Annotated in this window: 22 protein-coding genes; 20 read left to right on the top strand and 2 right to left on the bottom strand. The window is 71.8% G+C overall.

The features are described from left to right. Positions 1 to 5: 5 nt before the first annotated feature. From lepB (AC3IX6_RS09770) to AC3IX6_RS09720, 11 genes are all read left to right on the top strand, one after another. Positions 6 to 812, top strand: a complete 807-nt coding sequence (gene lepB / locus AC3IX6_RS09770) for a signal peptidase I (protein WP_489369812.1) — start codon at positions 6 to 8, stop codon at positions 810 to 812. Next, positions 805 to 1,683: a signal peptidase I gene (gene lepB / locus AC3IX6_RS09765; protein WP_489369811.1), complete on the top strand. Its 879-nt coding sequence runs from the start codon at positions 805 to 807 to the stop codon at positions 1,681 to 1,683. Before lepB (AC3IX6_RS09770) ends, lepB (AC3IX6_RS09765) begins: the two co-directional genes overlap by 8 nt. A gap of 113 nt (positions 1,684 to 1,796) precedes the next feature. After that, positions 1,797 to 2,711: a signal peptidase I gene (lepB, locus tag AC3IX6_RS09760; protein ID WP_489369810.1), complete on the top strand. Its 915-nt coding sequence runs from the start codon at positions 1,797 to 1,799 to the stop codon at positions 2,709 to 2,711. A gap of 44 nt (positions 2,712 to 2,755) precedes the next feature. After that, positions 2,756 to 3,532 carry a signal peptidase I gene (lepB, locus tag AC3IX6_RS09755; protein ID WP_489369809.1) on the top strand — a complete coding sequence of 259 codons (777 nt, stop codon included), beginning with the start codon at positions 2,756 to 2,758 and terminating at the stop codon, positions 3,530 to 3,532. Next, positions 3,522 to 4,049, top strand: coding sequence for an NUDIX hydrolase (locus AC3IX6_RS09750; protein WP_489369808.1), 528 nt, complete (start codon positions 3,522 to 3,524; stop codon positions 4,047 to 4,049). The genes lepB (AC3IX6_RS09755) and AC3IX6_RS09750 overlap by 11 nt, the downstream gene beginning before the upstream one ends. Positions 4,050 to 4,104: 55 nt before the next feature. After that, a complete protein-coding gene (locus AC3IX6_RS09745) occupies positions 4,105 to 4,413 on the top strand; it encodes a DUF2469 domain-containing protein (protein ID WP_005311352.1) in 309 nt (102 codons plus the stop codon). A 169-nt stretch (positions 4,414 to 4,582) separates the two neighbouring features. Then, entirely contained in the window at positions 4,583 to 4,954 is a 372-nt protein-coding gene (locus AC3IX6_RS09740) for a YraN family protein (protein WP_489369807.1), read from the top strand. Continuing rightward, positions 4,954 to 6,576, top strand: coding sequence for a YifB family Mg chelatase-like AAA ATPase (locus AC3IX6_RS09735; protein ID WP_489369806.1), 1,623 nt, complete (start codon positions 4,954 to 4,956; stop codon positions 6,574 to 6,576). The genes AC3IX6_RS09740 and AC3IX6_RS09735 overlap by 1 nt, the downstream gene beginning before the upstream one ends. Further along, a complete protein-coding gene (dprA, locus tag AC3IX6_RS09730; RefSeq protein ID WP_489369805.1) occupies positions 6,573 to 7,838 on the top strand; it encodes a DNA-processing protein DprA in 1,266 nt (421 codons plus the stop codon). Before AC3IX6_RS09735 ends, dprA begins: the two co-directional genes overlap by 4 nt. A gap of 239 nt (positions 7,839 to 8,077) precedes the next feature. Continuing rightward, positions 8,078 to 8,911 carry an RNA polymerase sigma factor WhiG gene (gene whiG, locus AC3IX6_RS09725; RefSeq protein WP_250743879.1) on the top strand — a complete coding sequence of 278 codons (834 nt, stop codon included), beginning with the start codon at positions 8,078 to 8,080 and terminating at the stop codon, positions 8,909 to 8,911. Positions 8,912 to 9,008: 97 nt separating this feature from the next. Next, positions 9,009 to 9,566 carry a TetR/AcrR family transcriptional regulator gene (locus AC3IX6_RS09720; protein ID WP_489371389.1) on the top strand — a complete coding sequence of 186 codons (558 nt, stop codon included), beginning with the start codon at positions 9,009 to 9,011 and terminating at the stop codon, positions 9,564 to 9,566. 178 nt (positions 9,567 to 9,744) lie between these two features. Here the strand turns inward: AC3IX6_RS09720 and AC3IX6_RS09715 are convergent, their stop codons facing one another. Next, positions 9,745 to 10,734 carry a M23 family metallopeptidase gene (locus AC3IX6_RS09715; RefSeq protein WP_489369804.1) on the bottom strand — a complete coding sequence of 330 codons (990 nt, stop codon included), beginning with the start codon at positions 10,732 to 10,734 and terminating at the stop codon, positions 9,745 to 9,747. A 253-nt stretch (positions 10,735 to 10,987) separates the two neighbouring features. On the opposite strand from AC3IX6_RS09715, the gene rpsB reads away from it, so the two are divergent. From rpsB to AC3IX6_RS09670, 9 genes are all read left to right on the top strand, one after another. Continuing rightward, complete coding sequence (gene rpsB, locus AC3IX6_RS09710) at positions 10,988 to 11,902, top strand: 30S ribosomal protein S2 (protein ID WP_489369803.1); 915 nt, start codon at positions 10,988 to 10,990, stop codon at positions 11,900 to 11,902. 135 nt (positions 11,903 to 12,037) lie between these two features. Further along, a complete protein-coding gene (gene tsf, locus AC3IX6_RS09705) occupies positions 12,038 to 12,874 on the top strand; it encodes a translation elongation factor Ts (protein ID WP_489369802.1) in 837 nt (278 codons plus the stop codon). 162 nt (positions 12,875 to 13,036) lie between these two features. Continuing rightward, entirely contained in the window at positions 13,037 to 13,816 is a 780-nt protein-coding gene (pyrH, locus tag AC3IX6_RS09700; RefSeq protein ID WP_327304313.1) for a UMP kinase, read from the top strand. A gap of 50 nt (positions 13,817 to 13,866) precedes the next feature. Further along, the gene (gene frr, locus AC3IX6_RS09695) at positions 13,867 to 14,424 is read left to right on the top strand and encodes a ribosome recycling factor (RefSeq protein ID WP_112453867.1); all 558 of its coding nucleotides are present in this window, start codon (positions 13,867 to 13,869) and stop codon (positions 14,422 to 14,424) included. Further along, positions 14,424 to 15,503 carry a phosphatidate cytidylyltransferase gene (locus AC3IX6_RS09690; RefSeq protein ID WP_489369801.1) on the top strand — a complete coding sequence of 360 codons (1,080 nt, stop codon included), beginning with the start codon at positions 14,424 to 14,426 and terminating at the stop codon, positions 15,501 to 15,503. Before frr ends, AC3IX6_RS09690 begins: the two co-directional genes overlap by 1 nt. Before the next feature lie 93 nt (positions 15,504 to 15,596). After that, the gene (rlmN, locus tag AC3IX6_RS09685; protein WP_266904070.1) at positions 15,597 to 16,709 is read left to right on the top strand and encodes a dual-specificity RNA methyltransferase RlmN; all 1,113 of its coding nucleotides are present in this window, start codon (positions 15,597 to 15,599) and stop codon (positions 16,707 to 16,709) included. 252 nt (positions 16,710 to 16,961) lie between these two features. Next, positions 16,962 to 18,062, top strand: a complete 1,101-nt coding sequence (locus AC3IX6_RS09680; RefSeq protein ID WP_489369800.1) for a thiamine ABC transporter substrate-binding protein — start codon at positions 16,962 to 16,964, stop codon at positions 18,060 to 18,062. Positions 18,063 to 18,121: 59 nt separating this feature from the next. Further along, complete coding sequence (locus tag AC3IX6_RS09675) at positions 18,122 to 19,738, top strand: ABC transporter permease (protein WP_489371388.1); 1,617 nt, start codon at positions 18,122 to 18,124, stop codon at positions 19,736 to 19,738. Further along, on the top strand, positions 19,738 to 20,775 hold the full coding sequence (locus AC3IX6_RS09670; protein ID WP_489369799.1) for an ABC transporter ATP-binding protein: 1,038 nt from the start codon (positions 19,738 to 19,740) through the stop codon (positions 20,773 to 20,775). The genes AC3IX6_RS09675 and AC3IX6_RS09670 overlap by 1 nt, the downstream gene beginning before the upstream one ends. A 249-nt stretch (positions 20,776 to 21,024) precedes the next feature. Here AC3IX6_RS09670 and AC3IX6_RS09665 read toward each other — a convergent pair whose 3' ends face one another. Then, positions 21,025 to 21,936 carry a DMT family protein gene (locus AC3IX6_RS09665; protein WP_489369798.1) on the bottom strand — a complete coding sequence of 304 codons (912 nt, stop codon included), beginning with the start codon at positions 21,934 to 21,936 and terminating at the stop codon, positions 21,025 to 21,027. Positions 21,937 to 21,946: the final 10 nt, after the last annotated feature.

The following is a 21,946-nucleotide window of genomic DNA, read 5'->3' as shown; positions in this document are numbered from 1 at the left end:
CCCCGATGGACACCGAAGCACCTCACACGCAGCGCGGCCACTCTTCCCCCGACGAGGGGGAGGGGCGGTCGCGTTTCGTGGTTTCCGGAGCGGTTTCCGGAGCGGGTCACGCCCCGGACGCAGGCGCAGGCCCGGACTCGGCCGCGGATCCGGCCCCGGACTCCGGCAAGGCCGCCTGGCTGACCTGGCGGCGCGCCGGGCTGCTCGGCGTGGTCTGCACCGTCTTCCTGCTGCTGTTCAGCAATTTCGTGCTCCAGCCCTTCCTGATCCCGAGCCGCTCGATGGAGCCCACGCTCGCCGTCGGTGACCGGGTGCTGGTCAACAAGCTGGCGTACCGTTTCGGCGGCCGGCCGGAGCGCGGGGACGTCGTGGTCTTCGACGGCGCAGGCTCCTTCGTACGGGAGGACCCGGACCCGAATCCCGTCGGCGAAGCCCTGCACGGGGCGGCCTCGGCGCTCGGGCTGGCCGAGCCCTCGGACACCGATTTCGTGAAGCGGGTCGTGGGCGTCGGCGGAGACGACGTGGTGTGCGACGAGAAGGGCCGGATCAAGGTCAACGGGGTGCTGCTGGACGAGCCGTACCTCTTCCCGGGCGACTCGGGATCGAAAGTGCCGTTCCGCATCGTCGTGCCCCTGGGGAGCCTGTGGGTCATGGGTGATCATCGGTCCCAGTCCCGGGACTCCCGGGACCATCTCGGGGAGCCGGGCGGGGGGATGGTGCCGGTGGAGAAGGTGATCGGGCGGGCCGACTGGATCGGCTGGCCGGTGTCGCGCTGGGGTGACGCGGGATCCGTGGGCGGGGGCCGTGGGTAGCCGCGGCCGCCCGAGGGGCGACGGCCGGTACGGGGACGAGGACGAGTACGCCGATGCCTACGGGGAACCGGAGCCGGTGGCGGAGCCCACGGAGCCGGGCGGCCGGGCCGAACGGCGTCGCCTCGCCCGCCGGGTCCGGCGCAGACGGCGTACCCGCCGGGCGGGGGAGCTGCCCCTGCTCGTGGTGGTCGCGCTGTGCATCGCCCTGATCCTCAAGACCTTCCTCGTCCAGGCCTTCTTCATCCCGTCGGGCTCCATGGAGCAGACGATCCGCATCGGCGACCGGGTCCTGGTGGACAAGCTCACCCCGTGGTTCGGCTCCGAGGTCGAGCGCGGGGACGTGGTCGTGTTCAAGGACCCCGGAGGCTGGCTGGGCGGCGACGGGGTGCAGCCCGCCGAGGACCCGGTGGGCGTCAAGCAGATCAAACAGGTCCTCACCTTCATCGGCCTGCTGCCCTCGGCGAACGAACAGGACCTGATCAAGCGGGTCATCGGCGTCGGCGGGGACAGCGTGAAGTGCTGCGACGCCCGGGGCCGGGTCAGCGTCAACGGGTCCCCGCTCGACGAGCCGTACGTGAACCCGGGCAACGCCCCCTCGGAGATCCGGTTCGAGGTGCAGGTGCCCGCCGGGCGGATCTTCGTCATGGGCGACCACCGGGCGAATTCCGCCGACTCCCGCTACCACCTCGACGAGGCCTTCCACGGCACGATCGACGAGAAGGACGTGGTCGGCCAGGCCGTGGTGATCGCCTGGCCCTTCGGGCACTGGCACCGGCTGGAACAGCCCGCCACCTTCCGCATGGTTCCCGACCAGGCGCGCGGCGGTCGCCGCGCGCCCCGTAGGCGCCGGGGCGGCTCCCCGTTCGCATAGTGTGTCCTTGGTCTCCCGCGCCTTCGGGAACTCCCGCTCGTTAGGGGAGGGGAGGGCCCGTGCCTCATCAGGTCCGGGCGTCGATTTCCGAACGAGGAGTGGATGTGGGGGACGTGGCGGTTGGTGCACGGTCCGGACGCGACGAGGGCGGCGAGGAGCCGAACGACTCCTCAAGGCCCGATGCCGTCGAGAACGACGGCGACGCGAAGGACGGCGCCGCGGCACGCCCGCACCGGTCGTTCTGGAAGGAGCTGCCGCTCCTTGTCGGCATCGCCCTGCTGCTCGCTCTGCTGATCAAGACCTTCCTGGTGCAGGCGTTCTCGATCCCGTCCGACTCGATGCAGAACACCCTGCAGCGCGGCGACCGGGTGCTCGTGGACAAGCTGACGCCGTGGTTCGGATCGGAGCCCGAGCGCGGTGAGGTCGTGGTCTTCCACGACCCGTCGAACTGGCTGAGCGGTGAGGCCACCCCTGAGCCCAACATCGCGCAGAAGGCCCTCAGCTGGATCGGCCTCATGCCGTCCGCCGAGGAGAAGGACCTGATCAAGCGGACGATCGCCATCGGCGGTGACACGGTCGAGTGCAAGAAGGGGGGACCGGTCATCGTCAACGGCAAGGAGCTCGACGAGCCGTACATCTTCCCGGGCAACACCCCGTGCGACGACTTCCCCTTCGGTCCGCTCACCGTGCCCAAGGACAAGATCTGGGTGATGGGCGACCACCGGCAGAACTCGCAGGACTCCCGCTACCACCAGCAGGACTCCACGCAGGGCTTCGTGCCCGTCAGCGATGTCGTCGGCCGTGCCGTGGTGGTGGCCTGGCCGATCACCCGCTGGTCCACCCTGCCGATTCCGGACACCTACGACCAGCCGGGCATCGGCACGCAGACCAAGGCCACCGCGCTCGGCATGGACGCCGCCGGGCTGGCGCCGGTCGGGCTCGGCCCGGCCGCGCTCGGGTTCGCCGGCGCGGTGCCGGTCGTGCTCTGGCGCAGGCAGAGGCTGACCGCGGGGCGTACCGGCAGGTAGGGTGCCGCCCAGGTCGACGATCTCCGAGTGTGGGGGCGCTTGCAATGGGCGGAACACGAGCAATACGAGCAGGTGACGGCGATGGCCGCGGTGCTCTCGGCAGCACGCTGTCGGGAATCGCCGTGGCCATCGGCTTTGTGCTCTTCCTGGGCGGTTTCGTGTGGGGAGCCGTCGTGTACCAGCCGTACACGGTGCCGACCGACTCGATGGTGCCGACGGTGCAGCCCGGAGACCGGGTGCTGGCGCAGCGCATCGCCGGAGGCGAGGTCCGCCGCGGGGACGTCGTGATCTTCAGGGACGAGCGGTGGAGCGATTCGCCGATGGTGAAGCGGGTCGTGGGCATCGGCGGGGACACCGTCAAGTGCTGTGGCGCGGGCGGCCGGCTCACCGTGAACGGCAAGGAGCTGGACGAGCCGTACATCGAGGCGGAGCAGCTCGACGTGGCGGACGCTCCGGGCGGGCCGGCCTCCCGGACGCCGTTCGAGGTGACGGTGCCGGAGGGCAATCTCTTCCTGCTCGGCGACCGGCGCGGAGCCTCGCTGGATTCCCGTGCGCACCTGGAGGAGGCCGGACAGGGGACGGTGGCCCGCTCGGCGGTGAAGGCCCGCGTGGACGCCCTCGCCTGGCCCTCCATGTCGATGCTGGAACGGCCCGAGACCTACGCCGCCCTGCCCGGCGGCACCTCGGTGGCGGGGCCGCTGCTGCTCCAGGTGACCGCGGTGGTGGCCGGAGCCGCCCTGGTGGTCCTCGGAGCCGCGTACGGGCCGGTCGTACGGGTTCTCGGGCGCGGGCGGAGGCGGGAGCGGGCCGATGTCCGCTGACGCGACGGCGTGGCCGGCGGCGGGCTCCGGGCCGGGCGGGCCGCGCAAGGTGGCCCGGGTGGTCCTGCTGGACCCGCAGGACAGGATCCTGCTGCTGCACGGCTTCGAGCCGGGAGACCCGGCGGACGACTGGTGGTTCACCCCGGGCGGCGGTCTGGAAGGGGCCGAGACCCGGGAACAGGCCGCGCTCCGCGAGCTCGCGGAGGAGACCGGGATCACCGACGTGGAGCTGGGGCCGGTGCTGTGGCACCGCTACTGCTCGTTCCCCTTCGACGGGCGCCGCTGGGAGCAGGACGAGTGGTACTTCCTGGCCCGCACGACCCAGACGGCGACGGTGCTGGGCGGCCTCACCGAGCTGGAGCGCCGCAGCGTCTCGGGCACCAGGTGGTGGACCTCCGAGGAACTGCTTGCGGCCCATGAGACGGTGTACCCGACCAGACTCGCAGAGCTGCTCCGCAGGCTGCTCGACGACGGTCCCCCGGGTGCGCCCGTGAACCTGGCCCCGGAAATCGTTTAGGGGCGCACGGGCCTGGCGCACAATAGGGGGACGCACGGCTGAAGGGGAACATGCCATGAGTGCCGAGGACCTCGAGAAGTACGAGACCGAGATGGAGCTGAAGCTCTATCGCGAGTACCGCGACGTCGTCGGGCTGTTCAAGTATGTGATCGAGACCGAACGCCGTTTCTACCTCACCAACGACTACGAGATGCAGGTGCACTCGGTACAGGGGGAGGTCTTTTTCGAGGTCTCGATGGCCGACGCGTGGGTCTGGGACATGTACAGACCGGCTCGCTTCGTCAAGCAGGTGCGGGTGCTGACCTTCAAGGACGTGAACATCGAGGAGCTCAACAAGAGCGATCTCGAACTTCCGGGCAGCTGATTCCGTCGCCGGGTTCCGTCGCCTGACCGCCCCGTCCGATTCCTCCGTCCGATTCCCTCGTCCGATGTTCTCGCCGGGGTGACGGGGTTGTCCACATGACCCCGGTTGTCCACCAAGATCCACTAGGTGGGCGGGGACGCGGGATCGTCGGCGGCGGAGGTGGTGCCGGATGAAGGCGAAGGGCGTGGCACAGCAGGCATTGGGGCGGTACGGCGAGGACCTCGCGACGCGGCGGCTCACCGAGGCCGGGATGACCGTGATCGCGCGGAACTGGCGGTGCCGCGGCGGGGAGATCGACATCGTCGCCCGGGACGGGGACGCCCTCGTCGTGTGCGAGGTCAAGACCCGGCGGGCGGGGGAGTTCGAGCATCCCATGGCCGCGCTGCGGCCCGCCAAGGCCGAGCGCCTGCGCAGGCTCGCCGGGCGCTGGCTGGCGGACCACGGGGGGCCACCCCCGGGCGGGGTGCGCATCGACCTCGTCGGCGTCCTGCTGCCGCGTCGCGGCGGGCCCGTGGTCGAGCACGTCAGGGGGGCGGCCTGATGGGGTTCGCACGGGCCTGCTCGGTCGCCCTCGTGGGCGTCGACGGCGTGGTGGTGGAGGTCCAGGCCGACCTGGAGCCCGGGGTCGCCACCTTCGCCCTGGTGGGACTGCCCGACAAGACCCTGGTCGAGAGCCGGGACCGGGTCAGGGCGGCCGTGGTGAACTCGGGCGCCGCCTGGCCGCAGAAGAAGCTCACCGTCGGCCTCAGCCCGGCGTCGGTCCCGAAGTCCGGCGCGGGCTTCGACCTGGCCGTGGCGGCCGCGGTGCTGGGCGCCGCCGAGGTGGTCGACCCGAAGGTGATCGCCGATCTCGTCCTCATCGGGGAGCTGGGGCTGGACGGCCGGGTGCGTCCCGTCCGCGGGATCCTCCCGGCGGTGCTCGCCGCCGCCGAGGCCGGATACCGGCAGGTCGTGGTCCCGCAGCAGTGCGCGGCCGAGGCCATGCTCGTCCCGGACGTCTCGGTGCTCGGGGTGCGCAGCCTGCGGCAACTGATCGCGGTGCTCACCGAGGGGGAGGTACCCGAGGAGGAGCCGCCGGATCCGTCCGGGCGCCCGGACCCGATGCTCGCCGGGCTGGTCGTCCCGGGCGCCGGACTCGGCACGGGGGTGGCCCGCGACCGCGACGGGCGGGACTTCCCCGATCTCGCCGACGTCGCCGGACAGCACGAGGCGCGCCGGGCCCTGGAGGTGGCCGCCGCCGGGGGACACCACCTCTTCCTGAGCGGGCCGCCGGGCGCGGGCAAGACGATGCTGGCCGAGCGGATCCCCTGGATCCTGCCCCCGCTCACCCGGCAGGACTCCCTGGAGGTCACGGCGGTCCACTCGGTCGCGGGAATCCTGCCCCCGGGCGAACCGCTCGTCGCCCGGCCCCCGTACTGCGCCCCGCACCACTCGGCGACCATGCAGTCCCTCGTCGGAGGCGGAGCCGGTGTGGCCAGGCCAGGGGCGGTGTCACTGGCCCACAGGGGGGTGCTGTTCCTCGACGAAGCCGCGGAGTTCAGCACCAAGGCCCTGGACGCCCTGAGGCAGCCCCTCGAAGCGGGACACGTGGTCATCGCCCGGGCCGCCGGGGTGGTACGCCTGCCGGCCCGGTTCCTGATGGTGCTGGCCGCCAACCCCTGTCCCTGCGGGCGGCACACCCTGCACGGGACCGGCTGTGACTGCCCGGCCTCGGTGGTCCGCCGCTACCGGGCCCGGCTGTCGGGGCCGCTGCTGGACCGGGTGGACCTGCGGGTCGAGGTCGAGCCGGTCACCCGCTCCGATCTGCTGGGACGGGGTGGCCGCGGCGAAGCCACGGCGGTGGTCGCCGCCCGGGTCCGGGAGGCCCGCGACCGGGCGGCCGCCCGGCTCGACGGCACGCCCTGGCGGCTCAACGCGGAGGTCCCGGGCCACGAGCTGCGGACCCGCTGGCCGGCCGCCCCCGGAGCCCTGGCCCAGGCCGAACGGGACCTGGAGCGCGGCCTGCTGACCGCGCGGGGGCTCGACCGGGTGCTCAGGGTCGCCTGGACGGTGGCCGACCTGAGGAGCCGGGACCGCCCCGACGCCCTGGACGTGGCGGTCGCCCTCGAACTGCGCACCGGAATCGCCCGCGGAGCCGCGGCGCACCTGGACACCGCCTCATGACCGCCGCGGTGCCGGCCCCGGGGCGCGGCCGGGCGCCCGGGCGGGAGCCGGGAAGGGAACCCGGGCGGGAATCCGAGTGGGGGCCCGGCCAGGCGCTCCCGGTGGGCGGCGCGGAGCCGCAGGCGGAGCCCGGCGGTGAGGTGCTCGCGCGGGCCGCGCTCACCCGGGTCCTGGAGCCCGGGGAGGAGCACGGCGGGCGCTGGCTGCGGGCGTACGGGGCCGTCGGGCTGATACGGCTGCTGACCGGGCCCGAGCCGGAGCCCGGGGTGCTGAGCGGGGTCGGCGGCGAGCGGCTCGCCGGATACCGCCGCCGGGCCGCGGCGGCCGATCCCCGGCGGGACCTGGCGCTCGCCGCCGAGACCGGGGGCCGGTTCGTCTGCCCCGGGTCGGCGGAGTGGCCGAGTCAGCTGGACGACCTCGGCGACGCCCGGCCCGTCGGGCTGTGGGTGCGGGGCAGGGCGAGCCTGCGGGCCTGGGCCCTGCGCTCCGTCGCGGTGGTCGGGGCCCGCGCGTGCACCCCGTACGGGGCACACATGGCCCAGAGCCTGGCCGGTGAACTCGCCGAGCGCGGCTGGGTGGTGGTCTCGGGCGCCGCCTACGGGATCGACGGCGCCGCTCACCGCGGCGCCCTCGCCGCCGGCGGAGCCACGGTCGCCGTGCTGGCCTGCGGGGTGGACGTGGCCTACCCGCGCGGGCACGCCGGACTGCTCAGCCGGATCGCCTCCCAGGGGCTGCTCCTCGGAGAACTGCCGCCCGGCAGTCACCCCACGCCGAGCCGCTTCGTCCTGCGCAACCGCGTCATCGCGGCGCTGACCCGGGGCACGGTGGTCGTGGAGGCGGCCCACCGCAGCGGATCCCTGGTCACCGCCCGGCGGGCCCAGGCCCTGGGCAGGATCACCATGGGCATCCCGGGCCCGGCCACCAGCGGGCTCTCGGCCGGTGTGCACGAACTGCTGCGCGGCGAGGCCGCGCTGGTCACGGACGCGGCGGAGGTCATCGAGCTGGTCGGGGGGATGGGGGAGCTGGCCCCCGAGCGGCGCGGCCCCGTGATCGCGCGGGACCTGCTGGGGCCCGACGCGGTCCGGGTGCTCGAAGCCCTGCCGGCGGGGCGCCCGGCCGACTTGGGGGAACTGGCCCTCGCCGCGGGCACCGGCACTGATGAAGTCATCGGCAGACTGTACGAACTTCACTCTCTGGGGTTCGTCGAACGGCAGGGCGACGGCTGGCAGTTGACCTCGAACCGGCCAAGAGGAGGCGCATAAAGCGCGGTCGCCCGGCGAGGCGGTCGTTGACCTGGGGCGTTCCGGTGAAAGAGTGAAGCCGATGAGAGACGCGGTCTTCCCGGTGGCACCCGCCGGGACCGTGCGCCAGGCGCCGGTCCCGGGTCGCCCGCGCGAGTCGGGGCGCCCTTGCGGGCCCGCGCGATCCCGTACTCTTCGCGCACCGCGACACTTCCGTCACGCTACGCTCCCAAGGAATCCGGCTCCGGCAAAGGCGAAGCATGCCCCAGCACACCTCAGGGTCCGACCGCGCTGCGGTGCCCCCCGCTGCGCGCGGCAGCGAGCGGTCCACCGCGCCCTCGTCCCTGGAGGTGCTGTGGCGCTCGTACAAGGACTCGGGTGACGAGCGGCTGCGGGAGCAGCTGATCCTGCACTACTCGCCCCTCGTGAAGTACGTGGCGGGCCGGGTCAGCGTCGGCCTGCCGCCCAATGTGGAGCAGGCCGATTTCGTCTCCTCCGGAGTCTTCGGACTGATCGACGCCATCGAGAAGTTCGACATCGAACGGTCCATCAAGTTCGAGACGTACGCGATCACCCGCATCCGTGGCGCGATGATCGACGAGTTGCGGGCGCTGGACTGGATCCCGCGCTCGGTGCGGCAGAAGGCGCGCGCCGTGGAACGGGCCTACGCCACGCTGGAGGCCCAGCTGCGGCGCACCCCGACCGAGCACGAGGTCGCCGGGGAGATGGGCATCGGGGTGGAGGATCTCCACGCCGTTTTCAGCCAGTTGTCGCTGGCCAACGTGGTCGCCCTCGAAGAGCTGCTGCACGTGGGCGGGGAGGGTGACCGCCTCTCCCTGATGGACACCCTGGAGGACACCGCCGCGGACAACCCGGTGGAGGTCGCGGAGGACCGGGAGTTGCGGCGGCTGCTGGCGCGGGCCATCAACACGCTGCCCGAGCGGGAGAAGACCGTGGTGACCCTCTACTACTACGAGGGCCTCACGCTCGCCGAGATCGGCAACGTCCTCGGGGTCACCGAGAGCCGCGTCAGCCAGATCCACACCAAGTCGGTCCTGCAGCTGCGGGCGAAGCTGGCGGACGTCGGGCGCTGAACCGGCCACCGGGGTGCGGGGGCGGGGACCGAGAGCGTGCGACGGCCTTGCGGTACGTCCGTAGAGTGGAAGCGTGCCCAGGATTCGAGCGGCCTCCGTGGCCGAGCACCGGTCGATGCAGCGCGGCGCCCTGTTGGACGCCGCGCGTTCCCTGCTGTCCGAAGGGGGGACGGAAGCGCTGACCTTCCCCGCCCTCGCCGAGAGGACCGGCCTCGCCCGGTCCTCCGTGTACGAGTACTTCCGGTCCCGCGCGGCCGTCGTCGAAGAGCTGTGCGCGGTGGACTTCCCCGTGTGGGCGGCCGAGATCGAGGCGGCGATGTCCGAGGCGGAGGCGCCGGAGGCGAAGATCGAGGCGTATGTGCGCAGCCAGCTGGGGCTGGTGGGGGACAAGAGGCACCGGGCGGTCGTGGCGATCTCGGCGAGCGAGCTGGACGCCGGGGCGCGGGAGAAGATCCGGGCGGCGCACGGTTCGCTGATCGCGATGATCGTGGAGGCGTTGGCCGCGCTGGGGCAGGCGGAGCCGAGGCTGGCCGCGATGCTGCTCCAGGGTGTGGTGGACGCCGCCGTCCGGCGGATCGAGGCGGGTGCGGGGGAAGACCCCGTCGTCGTCACGGACGCGGCGGTGGCCATGGCCCTGCGGGGCGTCGGAGGCTGACCCGACCCGGCTCCCGGGCCCGCCCCGGCTCTGCCCCGGGCCCTGCCGCGGTTCCGACCAGGGCCCGGGCCCGGCCTAGGTTCCGCGCCGCGCCGTGCCGGTGCGGTCGCCCGTTGCCCTGCGGGGCTGTCCCCTACCCGCCCTTCCACCGTTCCCCGGGCCAGCCCGGACCTGCGCCTCAAGCGCCGGCGAGGCTGGGATGCCCCCGGGCCAGCCCGGACCCGGTCCTCAAACGCCGTTGAGGCTGGGGATACCCGGGGCGCTGCCCGGGCCTGCGTCTCAAACGCTGGCGAGGTTGGGGGATGCCCCGGGCCGGTCCGGGCCTGCGTCTCAAGCGGCGGTGGGGCTGGGGGCCCCGGGGCGGTGCCCGGGCCTGTGCCTCAAGCGCCGGCGAGGCTGGGGATGCCCTGGGTGCTGTCCGGTGTTCGGTCCTCAAGTGCCGGGCGGGCTGGGGCCGGGTCCCCTGGGGCTCCGCGCCGGACCCCGGTGCTCCAGTGGCGGACGGCTGGGGAGCCCCAGGCGCCGGGTGGTCGTGCAACGGCAGGAGGCGGGGGGTCGGGCGGGGGAGGAGGGCGAGGGGGTTGAGGTAGGTCTCCGTGTGGAGGAGGCCCCAGTGGAGGCAGGGGCGGGGGCAGTGCGGGCCGTCCGTGAGGACGGCCACCACCTGGCCCGCCGTGACCTCGGCTCCCTCCGCCACCAGGGGGCGGACCGGCTCGTACGTCGTGCGCAGGCCGTTCGGGAGCGTCAGCGAGAGGACCCCGCGGCCCGCGACCGGGCCGGCGAAGTGGACCCGGCCCGGACCGACCGCGCGGACCTCCGAGCCCACCGGGGCCGCCAGGTCCACCCCGCGGTGGCCCGCGGCGTACGGGGTCGGTGGCGGGTCCCACCAGCGGATCACCGTCAGGGGGGAGGGGAGCGGGCGTCCGCCCGGGGTGCTCGGAGCGTGCTGGGGCTCCGCCGGTCGCCCGGTCGGGCCCGGTGGTCCCGATGCCGCCGGAGACGGGCCCAGGGTCCCCGGTAGGCCCAGGGTCCCCGGTGGGCCCGGTGGCGCCGATGTCGCCGGAGACGCCCCCGGGGTCCCCGATGGCCCCGGGGGGCCCGGCGTGGCCGGCGGTGGGCCCAGGGTGAGGGGCAGGGTCAGGAGCAGGGTGAGCAGGAGCTTTGTCATGGGGGTCAGGGTTCCGGTCCCGGGGCCGGTCGTGCCCGGGCCTGTGGACGGGCGGGCGGCTGTGGACAACCGCGTCATCCGGCATACCGCCGGGTCCCGTACACTTCTTGTGGCGATCCGGGTCACCGGGTCGACTTCGCACGCCCCAGCACCGGCCCCTCAGGGCCAGGTGACAGCGTCTCTCGGTCCCCTCTACGGGGGCAGGGCGCGACAGGGGCGTCAGGAACCAAACCGAGAAAACAAGGAGATGGCCATGGCCGTCGTAACGATGCGGGAGCTGCTGGAAAGCGGCGTCCACTTCGGTCACCAGACCCGCCGCTGGAACCCGAAGATGAAGCGCTTCATCTTCACGGAGCGCAACGGCATCTACATCATCGACCTGCTGCAGTCGCTGTCGTACATCGACCGCGCCTACGAGTTCGTGAAGGAGACCGTCGCCCACGGCGGTTCCATCATGTTCGTCGGTACCAAGAAGCAGGCCCAGGAGGCCATCGCCGAGCAGGCGACGCGCGTTGGTATGCCCTACGTCAACCAGCGGTGGCTGGGTGGCATGCTCACCAACTTCTCCACCGTCTACAAGCGCCTTCAGCGTCTGAAGGAGCTTGAGGCGATCGACTTCGAGGACGTCGCGGCCTCGGGTCTCACCAAGAAGGAGCTCCTGGTCCTCTCTCGCGAGAAGATCAAGCTGGAGAAGACCCTCGGTGGTATCCGCGAGATGTCGAAGGTTCCCAGCGCCGTCTGGATCGTCGACACCAAGAAGGAGCACATCGCCGTCGGTGAGGCGCGCAAGCTCCACATCCCGGTCGTCGCGATCCTCGACACCAACTGCGACCCCGACGAGGTCGACTACAAGATCCCGGGCAACGACGACGCGATCCGCTCCGTCACCCTGCTCACCCGCGTGATCGCCGACGCCGTCGCCGAGGGCCTCATCGCCCGTTCCGGTGCCGCCACTGGCGACTCGAAGCCGGGCGAGAAGGCCGCTGCCGAGCCGCTCGCCGAGTGGGAGCGCGACCTGCTCGAGGGCGAGAAGAAGGCCGACGACGCTGAGGCCGCCCCGGCCGCCGAGGCTGTTGTCGACGCCCCCGCCGTCGAGGCCGAGGCCGCTCCGGCCGCCGAGGCCGAGGCCGTCGTCGAGGCTCCGGCCGCCGACGCCGAGCAGGCCTGACCCACTGAGAGCGCCCGGCGTTCATGCGCCGGGCACTCACAGCACGGACGATGACGGCGGGGGAGCCGCGCCACGAGCGCGCCTCCTCCGCCGTTCACCCGTAGATCTACGACTTCGAGAGAGAATCACAGACTCATGGCGAACTACACCGCCGCTGACGTCAAGAAGCTCCGCGAGCTCACCGGCGTCGGCATGCTGGACTGCAAGAACGCGCTGGTCGAGGCCGACGGTGACGTCGACAAGGCCGTCGAGGCACTCCGTATCAAGGGTCAGAAGGGCGTCGCCAAGCGCGAAGGCCGTTCTGCCGAGAACGGTGCCGTCGTCTCCGTCATCTCCGACGACAACACCTCCGGTGTCCTCGTCGAGCTGAAGTGCGAGACGGACTTCGTCGCCAAGGGCGACAAGTTCCAGGCGGTCACCGAGCAGCTGGCCAAGCACATCGCTGCCACTTCCCCGGCTGACGTCGAGGCGCTCCTGGTGTCCGAGATCGAGCCCGGCAAGACCGTGCAGGCGTTCGTGGACGAGGCCAACGCCAACCTCGGCGAGAAGATCGTCCTGGACCGCTTCGCGCAGTTCACCGGCGGTTACGTCTCGGCGTACATGCACCGCACGATGCCCGACCTGCCGTTCCAGATCGGCGTCCTCGTCGAGCTGGACAAGGCGAACGCCGACGTCGCCCGCGGCGTCGCGCAGCACATCGCCGCGTTCGCGCCGAAGTGGCTGTCCGCCGAGGACGTTCCGGCCGAGGTCGTCGAGTCCGAGCGTCGTGTGGCCGAAGAGGTCACCCGCGCCGAGGGCAAGCCGGAGGCCGCGCTGCCGAAGATCGTCGAGGGTCGTGTCAACGGCTTCTTCCGCGACAACACCCTGCTTGGCCAGGCGTACGCCCTGGACGCCAAGAAGTCCGTCCAGAAGGTTCTGGACGAGGCCGGTGTCACCCTGGTGCGCTTCTCGCGCATCAAGGTCGGCATCTGAGTCCGTCCGTACGCGACGGACACCGGACCCCGGTAGGGTCTGAAGCAGTCGCCCGCGTTCGCGCAGGGCGACCGCAGATCTGACGAGGAGGCCATTGCCGTAGAGGGAACCGCGAGGACCCACCGGCAATGGCCTTCTTCGTATGTGCACGAGGAGATCTCCATGAATCAGGGCGTGGACACCCACACCGCTTCCGACGACAAGAGCGACCAGGACAAGAAGGGCCGCCGCTTCATGCTGAAGCTGTCGGGCGAAGCCTTCTCCGGTGGCGGAGGACTCGGCGTCGACCCCGACGTAGTCCACGCCATCGCCCGCGAGGTCGCCGCGGTGGTCCGCGACGGCGCGGAGATCGCGATCGTGATCGGCGGTGGCAACTTCTTCCGCGGCGCCGAACTCCAGCAGCGCGGCATGGACCGGGCCCGGTCCGACTACATGGGCATGCTCGGCACCGTCATGAACTGCCTCGCCCTCCAGGACTTCCTGGAGAAGGAAGGCATCGACTCCCGCGTCCAGACGGCCATCACCATGGGCCAGGTCGCCGAGCCGTACATCCCGCTCCGCGCCGTGCGACACCTGGAGAAGGGCCGCGTCGTCATCTTCGGCGCCGGCATGGGCATGCCCTACTTCTCCACCGACACCACGGCCGCCCAACGCGCCCTGGAGATCGACGCCGAGGCCCTGCTCATGGGCAAGAACGGTGTCGACGGGGTCTACGACTCCGACCCGAAGAAGAACCCGGACGCGGTGAAGTTCGACGCGCTGGAGTACAGCGAGGTGCTGTCGCGCGACCTCAAGGTCGCCGATGCCACCGCCATCACGCTGTGCCGCGACAACAAGCTGCCGATCCTGGTCTTCGAGCTGCTCGCCGAGGGCAATATCGCGCGAGCCGTCAAGGGTGAGAAGATCGGCACGCTCGTGAGCGACCAGGGCACCCGGGCCTGAGCAGGCCCCGTCCGCCTGAACCATCCATTTCTGACATGCAGGAGCACGTGGTGACCGAAGAGATCCTCCTCGAGGCCGAGGAGAAGATGGAAAAGGCCGTCGTCGTCGCCAAGGAAGACTTCGCCGCGATTCGCACCGGTCGTGCGCACCCGGCGATGTTCAACAAGATCGTGGCGGAGTACTACGGCGCCATCACGCCCATCAACCAGCTCGCCTCCTTCTCGGTCCCCGAGCCGCGCATGGCGATCGTGACCCCGTTCGACAAGAGCGCCCTGCGCAACATCGAAACGGCCATCCGCGACTCCGACCTGGGCGTCAACCCCAGCAACGACGGCAGCATCATCCGGGTGACCTTCCCCGAGCTGACGCAGGACCGCCGCAAGGAGTACATCAAGGTCGCGCGCACCAAGGCCGAGGACTCCAAGGTCTCGATCCGCGCCATTCGCCGCAAGGCGAAGGACGCGCTCGACAAGCTCGTCAAGGACAAGGAAGCCGGCGAGGACGAGGTGCGCCGCGCCGAGAAGGAGCTCGACGACACCACCGCGAAGTACGTCGCGCAGGTGGACGAGCTGCTCAAGCACAAGGAAGCCGAGCTCCTCGAAGTCTGATGAACGACACTTCCTGGCAGCCGGAGCCGGTTCCGGCGGGTCCCGCCTACGATGCGCTGGTGGGCCCGCACACTCGGCCCATGCCCATCGTGCCCGATGCCGCCGGCCGTGACTTCGACGACCGGGAAGCACGCGATCGGGGGGCCGCCGCTGACGGCGGCTCCCTCTTCCGCGCCGAGACGCCGCCGCAGGAGCCCATGCCCAGCCCCCCGCCGACCCCGCCTTCGCCGGCACCGCAGGACGCCTCGCCCCCGCCGCAGAAGAAGCGGGCCGGGCGGGACCTGCGTGCCGCCATAGGGGTCGGAGTGGGCCTCGGCGCGGTGATCTTCGCCTCGCTGCTCATCGTCAAGGCGGTCTTCGTCGGCGTCGTCGTCGTGGCGGTCGTCGTCGGCCTGTGGGAGCTCACTTCCCGGCTGCAGGAGAAGAAGGGCATCAAGGCCCCGCTGGTCCCGCTCGCCATCGGCGGCGCGGCCATGGTCATCGCCGGATACGTCCGCGGGGCCGAGGGTGCCTGGGTGGCCATGGCGCTGACGGTGCTGGCCCTGCTCGTCTGGCGGATGACCGAGCCGCCCGAGGACTACCTCAAGGACGTCACGGCGGGCGCCTTCGCGGCGTTCTACGTGCCCTTCCTGGCCACCTTCGTCGCGATGCTGCTCACCGCCGACGACGGTCCGCAGCGGGTGATCACCTTCCTGCTCCTGACCGTGGTCAGCGACACCGGGGCCTATGCCGTCGGCTGGCGCTTCGGCAAGACCAAGCTCGCCCCGCGCATCAGCCCCGGAAAGACCCGCGAGGGGCTCTTCGGAGCGGTGGCCTTCGCGATGGGGGCCGGCGCGCTCTGCATGGAGTTCCTGATCGACGGGGGCGTCTGGTGGCAGGGCCTGGTGCTCGGCTTCGCCGTCGCCGTCAGCGCCACGCTCGGTGACCTCGGGGAATCCATGATCAAGCGGGATCTCGGGATCAAGGACATGGGCACCCTGCTGCCGGGTCACGGCGGCATCATGGACCGGCTGGATTCCCTGCTTCCGACGGCCCCCGTGGTCTGGCTGCTGCTGGCGCTGTTCGTCGGTACCGGCTGACCTGCGAAAAGGCGCCCGTACAGGCGGGGCGGTTACTCTTGGAAGGCGCGCTGCTTCTGCGGCGCGCCTTTCGTCTTACAAGGAGTACCTGCCATGGCCCGCCCTGTCCCGGGAGAGCTCACGTTCGTCGCCCCTCGTGGAGCGAAGAAGCCGCCCCGGCACCTCGCCGACCTCACGCCCGAGGAGCGCCGGGAGGCCGTCGCCGCGATCGGTGAGAAGCCGTTCCGGGCCAAGCAGCTCTCCCAGCACTACTTCGCCCGGTACGCGCACGACCCGGCCGAGTGGACCGACATCCCCGCCGCGTCCCGCGAGAAGCTCCAGCAGGAGCTGCTGCCGGACCTGATGAACGTCCTGCGGCACATCTCGTGCGACGACGACACCACCCGCAAGACCCTGTGGAAGCTGCACGACGGCACGCTCGTCGAGTCCGTGCTGATGCGCTACCCCGACCGGGTCACCATGTGCATCTCCTCGCAGGCCGGCTGCGGCATGAACTGCCCGTTCTGCGCCACCGGCCAGGCCGGTCTCGACCGCAACCTGTCGACCGCCGAGATCGTGCACCAGATCGTCGACGGCATGCGCGCCCTGCGCGACGGCGAGGTCCCCGGCGGGCCCGCCCGGCTGTCGAACATCGTCTTCATGGGCATGGGCGAGCCGCTCGCCAACTACAACCGCGTCGTCGGTGCCATCCGCCGCCTCACCGACCCGGAGCCCGACGGCCTGGGCCTGTCCCAGCGCGGGATCACCGTCTCCACCGTGGGCCTGGTCCCGGCGATGCTCCGCTTCGCCGACGAGGGCTTCAAGTGCCGTCTCGCCGTCTCCCTGCACGCCCCGGACGACGAGCTGCGCGACACCCTGGTCCCCGTGAACACCCGCTGGAACGTCCGCGAGGTGCTCGGCGCGGCCTGGGAGTACGCGGAGAAGTCCGGCCGCCGGATCTCCATCGAGTACGCCCTGATCCGTGACATCAACGACCAGGCCTGGCGTGGTGACCTGCTCGGCAAGCTGCTCAAGGGCAAGCGCGTGCACGTCAACCTGATCCCGCTGAACCCGACGCCGGGCTCGAAGTGGACCGCCTCGCGGCCCGAGGACGAGAAGGCGTTCGTGGACGCCATCGCCCGCCACGGTGTGCCGGTGACCGTACGCGACACCCGTGGTCAGGAGATCGACGGCGCGTGCGGCCAGCTCGCCGCCTCGGAGCGCTGATTTCCGCCAGTTGAGGTTTGCTTTCGGCCGCGGGGTACCCTGTGGCCGAAACCAATTTCATATTCCGACAGGGGAGCGCCACAGCGCTGAGAGTGCGGTATCCGTCACCGCAGACCCTCTGAACCTCGCCCCGGTCATTCGGGGTAGGAAGTTCGGTCATCACTCAAGCTGTTGCGCCCTGCCCGGCGTCCGCTCCACAGAGCGCCGGGCGGGGCCGCGTCTTCTCCTGGACATCCCAGGAGGAATGCACCAATGAGCACCACCAAGAAGATGGCGGGCGTCGCGCTCGCGGCCGCGCTCGGCGTCACCACGCTCAGCGCCTGCGGTGGCGGCGACGCCAAGGACAAGTCCGCCGGGGCGAGCGACGCCCCGAAGTCCAAGACGATCACCCTCGTCTCGCACGACTCCTTCAACGTGACCGACACGGTCCTCAAGGAGTTCGAGCAGCAGAGCGGCTACACCGTCAAGGTCCTGAAGTCCGGCGACGCGGGTGCGGCCCTGAACCAGGAGATCCTCACCAAGGGCTCCCCGCGCGGCGACGTCTTCTTCGGCGTGGACAACACGCTGCTCTCCCGGGCCCTCGACAACGGCATCTTCACGCCGTACGAGGCCAAGGGGCTGGCCGGCGTGAAGCCCGAGTTCGTGCTCGACAAGGAGCACCGGGTCACCCCCGTCGACTCCGGCGACATCTGCGTGAACTATGACAAGGCCTACTTCGCGGACAAGAAGATCGCCCCGCCGCAGACGCTGGACGACCTGATCAAGCCGGAGTACAAGAACCTGCTGGTCACCGAGAACGCCGCGACCTCCTCGCCCGGCCTCGGCTTCCTCCTCGCCTCCGTCGGCAAGTACGGCGACGAGGGCTGGAAGGACTACTGGAGCAAGCTCAAGGCCAACGGCGTCGAGGTCGTCGACGGCTGGGAGCAGGCCTACAACGAGCGCTTCTCCGGCTCGGCGGGCGGCAAGAAGGCCAAGGGCGACCGGCCGCTGGTCGTCTCCTACGCCTCCAGCCCGCCGGTCGAGGTCCTCTACGGCGAGCCGCAGCCGGCCGAGGCCCCGACGGGCGTCTCCACGGGCACGTGCTTCCGCCAGACCGAGTTCGCGGGTCTGCTCAAGGGCGCGAAGAACGAGGAGGGCGGCAAGGCGCTCCTGGACTTCCTGATCTCCAAGAAGTTCCAGGAGGACATGCCGCTCCAGATGTTCGTGAACCCGGTGACCAAGGACGCGGCGCTGCCGGAGCTCTTCACCAAGCACGGCGTGGTCATCGAGAAGCCCGAGACGGTCGCCCCGGAGGCCATCGCCAAGAACCGTGACCAGTGGGTCAAGGCCTGGTCCGCCCTCGTCGTGAAGTAGGACGAGTGAGCGAGGCTGCGAAGGAGAGCGGGCGGGCCACGGCCGTCAGGCTCGGTCTGATGGCCGTGCCGCTCGTCTTCTTCGGGCTGTTCTTCGCGTATCCCGTCGCCGCGATCGTCGGGCGCGGGCTCAAGACGGACGACGGCTGGCAGTTCGGCCGGATCGGCGAGGTGCTGGCCCGGCCCGACATCGGCGACGTGCTCTGGTTCACCACCTGGCAGGCGCTCGCGTCCACGGCGCTCACGCTCCTGATCGCGCTCCCCGGCGCGTACGTCTTCGCGCGCTTCGAGTTCCCCGGCAAACAACTGCTGCGGGCGCTCGTGACGGTGCCGTTCGTGCTGCCGACCGTCGTGGTCGGCACTGCCTTCCTCGCGCTGGTGGGGCGCAACGGCCTGCTGGACGAGGTGTGGGGGATCCGCCTCGACACGACCGTCTGGGCGATCCTGCTCGCGCACGTCTTCTTCAACTACGCCGTCGTCATCCGCACGGTGGGCGGGCTGTGGGCGCAGCTGGACCCGCGCCAGGAGGAGGCCGCCCGGGTGCTGGGCGCCGGGCGGTTCGCCGCCTGGCGGCGGGTGACGCTGCCCGCGCTGGGCCCGGCCGTCGCGGCCGCTTCGCTGATGGTGTTCCTGTTCACCTTCTCCTCCTTCGGCGTCGTGCAGATCCTGGGCGGGCCCGCGTACTCCACCCTGGAGGTGGAGGTCTACCGGCAGACCGCGCAGCTCCTGGACCTGCCCACGGCCGCCGTGCTGACGATGGTGCAGTTCGCGGCCATCGGAGCGATCCTCGGCGTGCACGCCTGGACCGTGCGCAAGCGGGAGACCGCGCTGCGGCTCGTCGACCCGGGGCGGACCACGCACCGGCCGCGCGGCTGGGCCCAGCGCACCCTGCTCGGCGGGGTGCTGCTGACGGTGGCGCTGCTGATCGTGGCGCCGCTCGCGGTGCTGGTCGAGCGGTCGCTCGACGCCCCCGGCGGCTACGGCTTCGGCTTCTACCGGGCGCTCCAGGAGGTGGGCGCCGGCGGCGGAACCTTCCTGGTGCCGCCGCTGGAGGCGATCTGGAACTCCCTGCAGTACGCGCTCGCCGCCACTGCCATCGCGCTGGTCGTCGGCGGGCTCGCGGCCGCTGCGCTGACCCGGCGCGCGGGCCGTTTCGTACGGGGCTTCGACGCGCTGCTGATGCTTCCGCTGGGGGTGTCGGCCGTGACCGTCGGCTTCGGATTCCTCATCACCCTCGACAAGCCGCCGCTGGACCTGCGGACCTCGTGGATCCTGGTGCCGCTGGCGCAGGCGCTGGTGGGCGTTCCCTTCGTCGTACGGACCATGCTGCCGGTCCTGCGCGCGGTGGACGGACGGCTGCGGGAGGCCGCCGCCGTGCTCGGCGCCTCACCGCTGCGGGCCTGGCGGGAGGTGGACCTGCCCATGGTGCGGCGCGCCCTGCTGATCGCGGCGGGCTTCGCCTTCGCCGTGTCCCTCGGGGAGTTCGGGGCGACCGTCTTCATCGCAAGGCCCGACCATCCGACGCTGCCGGTCGCCGTGGCGCGGCTGCTGGGGCGGGCCGGGGAGATGAACTACGGGCAGGCGATGGCCCTGAGCACGATCCTGATGCTGGTGTGCGCGGTGTCCCTGCTGGCGCTGGAGCGACTGCGACCCGACAAGACCTCCGGAGAGTTCTGATGACCCTGCTTCAGCTGGAAGGGGTGTCGGTCCGCTTCGGTGAGCGCGCGGTCGTGGACGCCGTGGACCTGGCGGTCGCCGAGCACGAGATCGTGTGCGTGCTGGGGCCGAGCGGGAGCGGCAAGTCCACCCTGCTCCGGGTGGTGGCCGGGCTCCAGCCCGTCGCCGGCGGGAGGGTGCTGCTGGGCGGCGCGGACCAGGCCGCAGTGCCCGTACACCGGCGGGGGGTGGGCCTGATGTTCCAGGACCACCAGCTGTTCCCGCACCGGGACGTGGGCGGGAACGTCGCCTTCGGCCTGCGGATGCGGGGTGCTTCGAAGCAGTCCTCCGAGACCCGGGTCACCGAGCTCCTGGAGCTGGTCGGGCTCCCCGGGGCGCAGGGCCGGGCGGTGGCCTCGCTGTCCGGCGGCGAGCAGCAGCGGGTCGCGCTGGCGCGGGCACTCGCGCCTTCGCCGCGGCTGCTGATGCTGGACGAGCCGCTGGGGCAACTGGACCGCGGGCTGCGGGAGCGGCTCGTGGTGGAGTTGCAGGGACTGTTCTCGCGGCTGGGCACGACCGTGCTGGCCGTCACGCACGACCAGGGTGAGGCGTTCGCGCTGGCCGACCGGGTGGTCGTCATGCGGGACGGGCGGATCGCGCAGGCGGGGACACCGCTGGAGGTGTGGCAGCGGCCGGCGTCCGAGTTCGTGGCGCGCTTCCTGGGCTTCGAGAACGTCGTCCCGGCGGTGGTGTCGGGTGGGGTCGCCTCCACTCCGTGGGGGAAGGTCGCGGTTCCCGCGGGGGCCGTTCCGGGGGCCGTGGAGGGGGACTGCCAGGTGCTGATCCGGCCGGCGGGGGTCGTGCTGTCGCCCGGGGGCGGGCTGGGGTGCGAGGTGGTGTCGCGGACCTTCCGGGGGACGCATGTCGCGCTGCTGCTGCGGCCTGAGGTGGGGCCGGTGCTGGAGGCGGAGTGCGGGCTGGAGGGGGCGCCGGCGGTCGGGGACCGGGTCGCGGTGTCCTTCGCCCCGGCCGAGGTGGTCGTGCTGCCGGGGGAGTAGGGGCCGCTGCGCGGGGCGGAGTCCCCGCTGCGACCTTTGCCGCTGTGCGGGGCGCCCCTGCGGGGCGCCCCGCGGGGCTGTCCCCTACCCGCCCTTCCTCCGTTCCCAGGGCTCTGCCCTGACCCGGTCCTCAAGCGCCGGACGGGCTGGGGAAGGGGGCCGGGCAGCGCCCGGACCCCTTCTGGGGCTCCGCCCCAGACCCCGGTCCTCAAACGCCGGACGGCTGAAAGTACCGCCGGGGGGTTGGTTTCAGGCGACCGGGGCTGGGGTTGGTTCCGGGGTGGGGACGTCGCCGTCCGCGCCTTCGTGGTTGCCGTACCAGGCGACCGCGACGGCGCCGGTTACCGCCAGGACGAAGCCGAGGACCGCGAGCCAGGCCATGCCGGGGCGGGAGGCGTCGCCCAGCCAGAGGACGCCGATCGCTCCGGGGAGCACGGTTTCGCCGACCACCAGGGCGGCGGTGGCGCCGTTCACCGAGCCGATCTGGAGCGCCACGGTGTGCAGGTACATGCCGCCGACCCCCGCCAGGACGATGGCGTACAGGGCCGGGTCGGTGAGGAGGGAGGGGAACGAGAACGGCTCCACGCCGTTCAGGATGCGGACCCCGACGCCCAGCGCGCCGAACGCCAGACCCGACAGCAGGCCCGCCAGGATCGCGGCCCGGGCGCCGAGGAAGCGTACGGCCACCGTGCCGCCGACGATGATCAGCACGGTCACCGCCAGCAGCCACCAGTGCGTGGCGGGCGGCGCGTAGTGGCCGCCCTCGTGGCCCGCGGCCGTCGCCAGCAGCACCAGGGCCGCGCAGACGACCCCGATGGAGGTCCATTCCTTGCGGGTCAGCCGGATGCCGAGCATCTTCACGCTCAGCACGGCCGTGATCACCAGGTTGGCGCTGATGACCGTCTGCGAGAGGAAGAGCGGCAGGAGCCGGGCGGCCAGCGCGCCCAGGCCGAAGCCCACGAAGTCCAGGATCGTGCCGACGATGAACTCCCAGGTCATCGCGGCCTTCGCCGTGGAGGTGAGGTTCGGGCCGCCGTGCTGGGTGACCCCCGCGGCGGCCGGCGACATCCGGGCCGCCCGCCGTGAGCCCACGGCTTGCAGGACGGATCCCGTGCCGTAGCAGATGGACGCCGCGATGGCGGTGAGCAGGCCTATGAGCACCCGAGGGCTC

The organism is Streptomyces sp. GL_141 (assembly GCF_057834385.1).
The sequence above is the reverse complement of the archived record's forward strand: the minus strand, read 5'-3'. Positions and strand labels throughout refer to the sequence as shown.

Coding starts and splice junctions, on each gene's coding strand:
- pyrH (WP_327304313.1), top strand. CDS start 13,037: ATGAATCAGGGCGTGGACACCCACACCGCTTCCGACGACAAGAGCGAC.
- whiG (WP_250743879.1), top strand. CDS start 8,078: ATGCCCCAGCACACCTCAGGGTCCGACCGCGCTGCGGTGCCCCCCGCT.
- AC3IX6_RS09670 (WP_489369799.1), top strand. CDS start 19,738: ATGACCCTGCTTCAGCTGGAAGGGGTGTCGGTCCGCTTCGGTGAGCGC.
- tsf (WP_489369802.1), top strand. CDS start 12,038: ATGGCGAACTACACCGCCGCTGACGTCAAGAAGCTCCGCGAGCTCACC.
- AC3IX6_RS09680 (WP_489369800.1), top strand. CDS start 16,962: ATGAGCACCACCAAGAAGATGGCGGGCGTCGCGCTCGCGGCCGCGCTC.
- AC3IX6_RS09675 (WP_489371388.1), top strand. CDS start 18,122: ATGGCCGTGCCGCTCGTCTTCTTCGGGCTGTTCTTCGCGTATCCCGTC.
- lepB (WP_489369809.1), top strand. CDS start 2,756: ATGGGCGGAACACGAGCAATACGAGCAGGTGACGGCGATGGCCGCGGT.
- AC3IX6_RS09740 (WP_489369807.1), top strand. CDS start 4,583: ATGAAGGCGAAGGGCGTGGCACAGCAGGCATTGGGGCGGTACGGCGAG.
- AC3IX6_RS09735 (WP_489369806.1), top strand. CDS start 4,954: ATGGGGTTCGCACGGGCCTGCTCGGTCGCCCTCGTGGGCGTCGACGGC.
- AC3IX6_RS09745 (WP_005311352.1), top strand. CDS start 4,105: ATGAGTGCCGAGGACCTCGAGAAGTACGAGACCGAGATGGAGCTGAAG.
- lepB (WP_489369812.1), top strand. CDS start 6: ATGGACACCGAAGCACCTCACACGCAGCGCGGCCACTCTTCCCCCGAC.
- rlmN (WP_266904070.1), top strand. CDS start 15,597: ATGGCCCGCCCTGTCCCGGGAGAGCTCACGTTCGTCGCCCCTCGTGGA.
- AC3IX6_RS09715 (WP_489369804.1), bottom strand. CDS start 10,734: ATGACAAAGCTCCTGCTCACCCTGCTCCTGACCCTGCCCCTCACCCTG.
- rpsB (WP_489369803.1), top strand. CDS start 10,988: ATGGCCGTCGTAACGATGCGGGAGCTGCTGGAAAGCGGCGTCCACTTC.
- dprA (WP_489369805.1), top strand. CDS start 6,573: ATGACCGCCGCGGTGCCGGCCCCGGGGCGCGGCCGGGCGCCCGGGCGG.
- AC3IX6_RS09750 (WP_489369808.1), top strand. CDS start 3,522: ATGTCCGCTGACGCGACGGCGTGGCCGGCGGCGGGCTCCGGGCCGGGC.
- AC3IX6_RS09690 (WP_489369801.1), top strand. CDS start 14,424: ATGAACGACACTTCCTGGCAGCCGGAGCCGGTTCCGGCGGGTCCCGCC.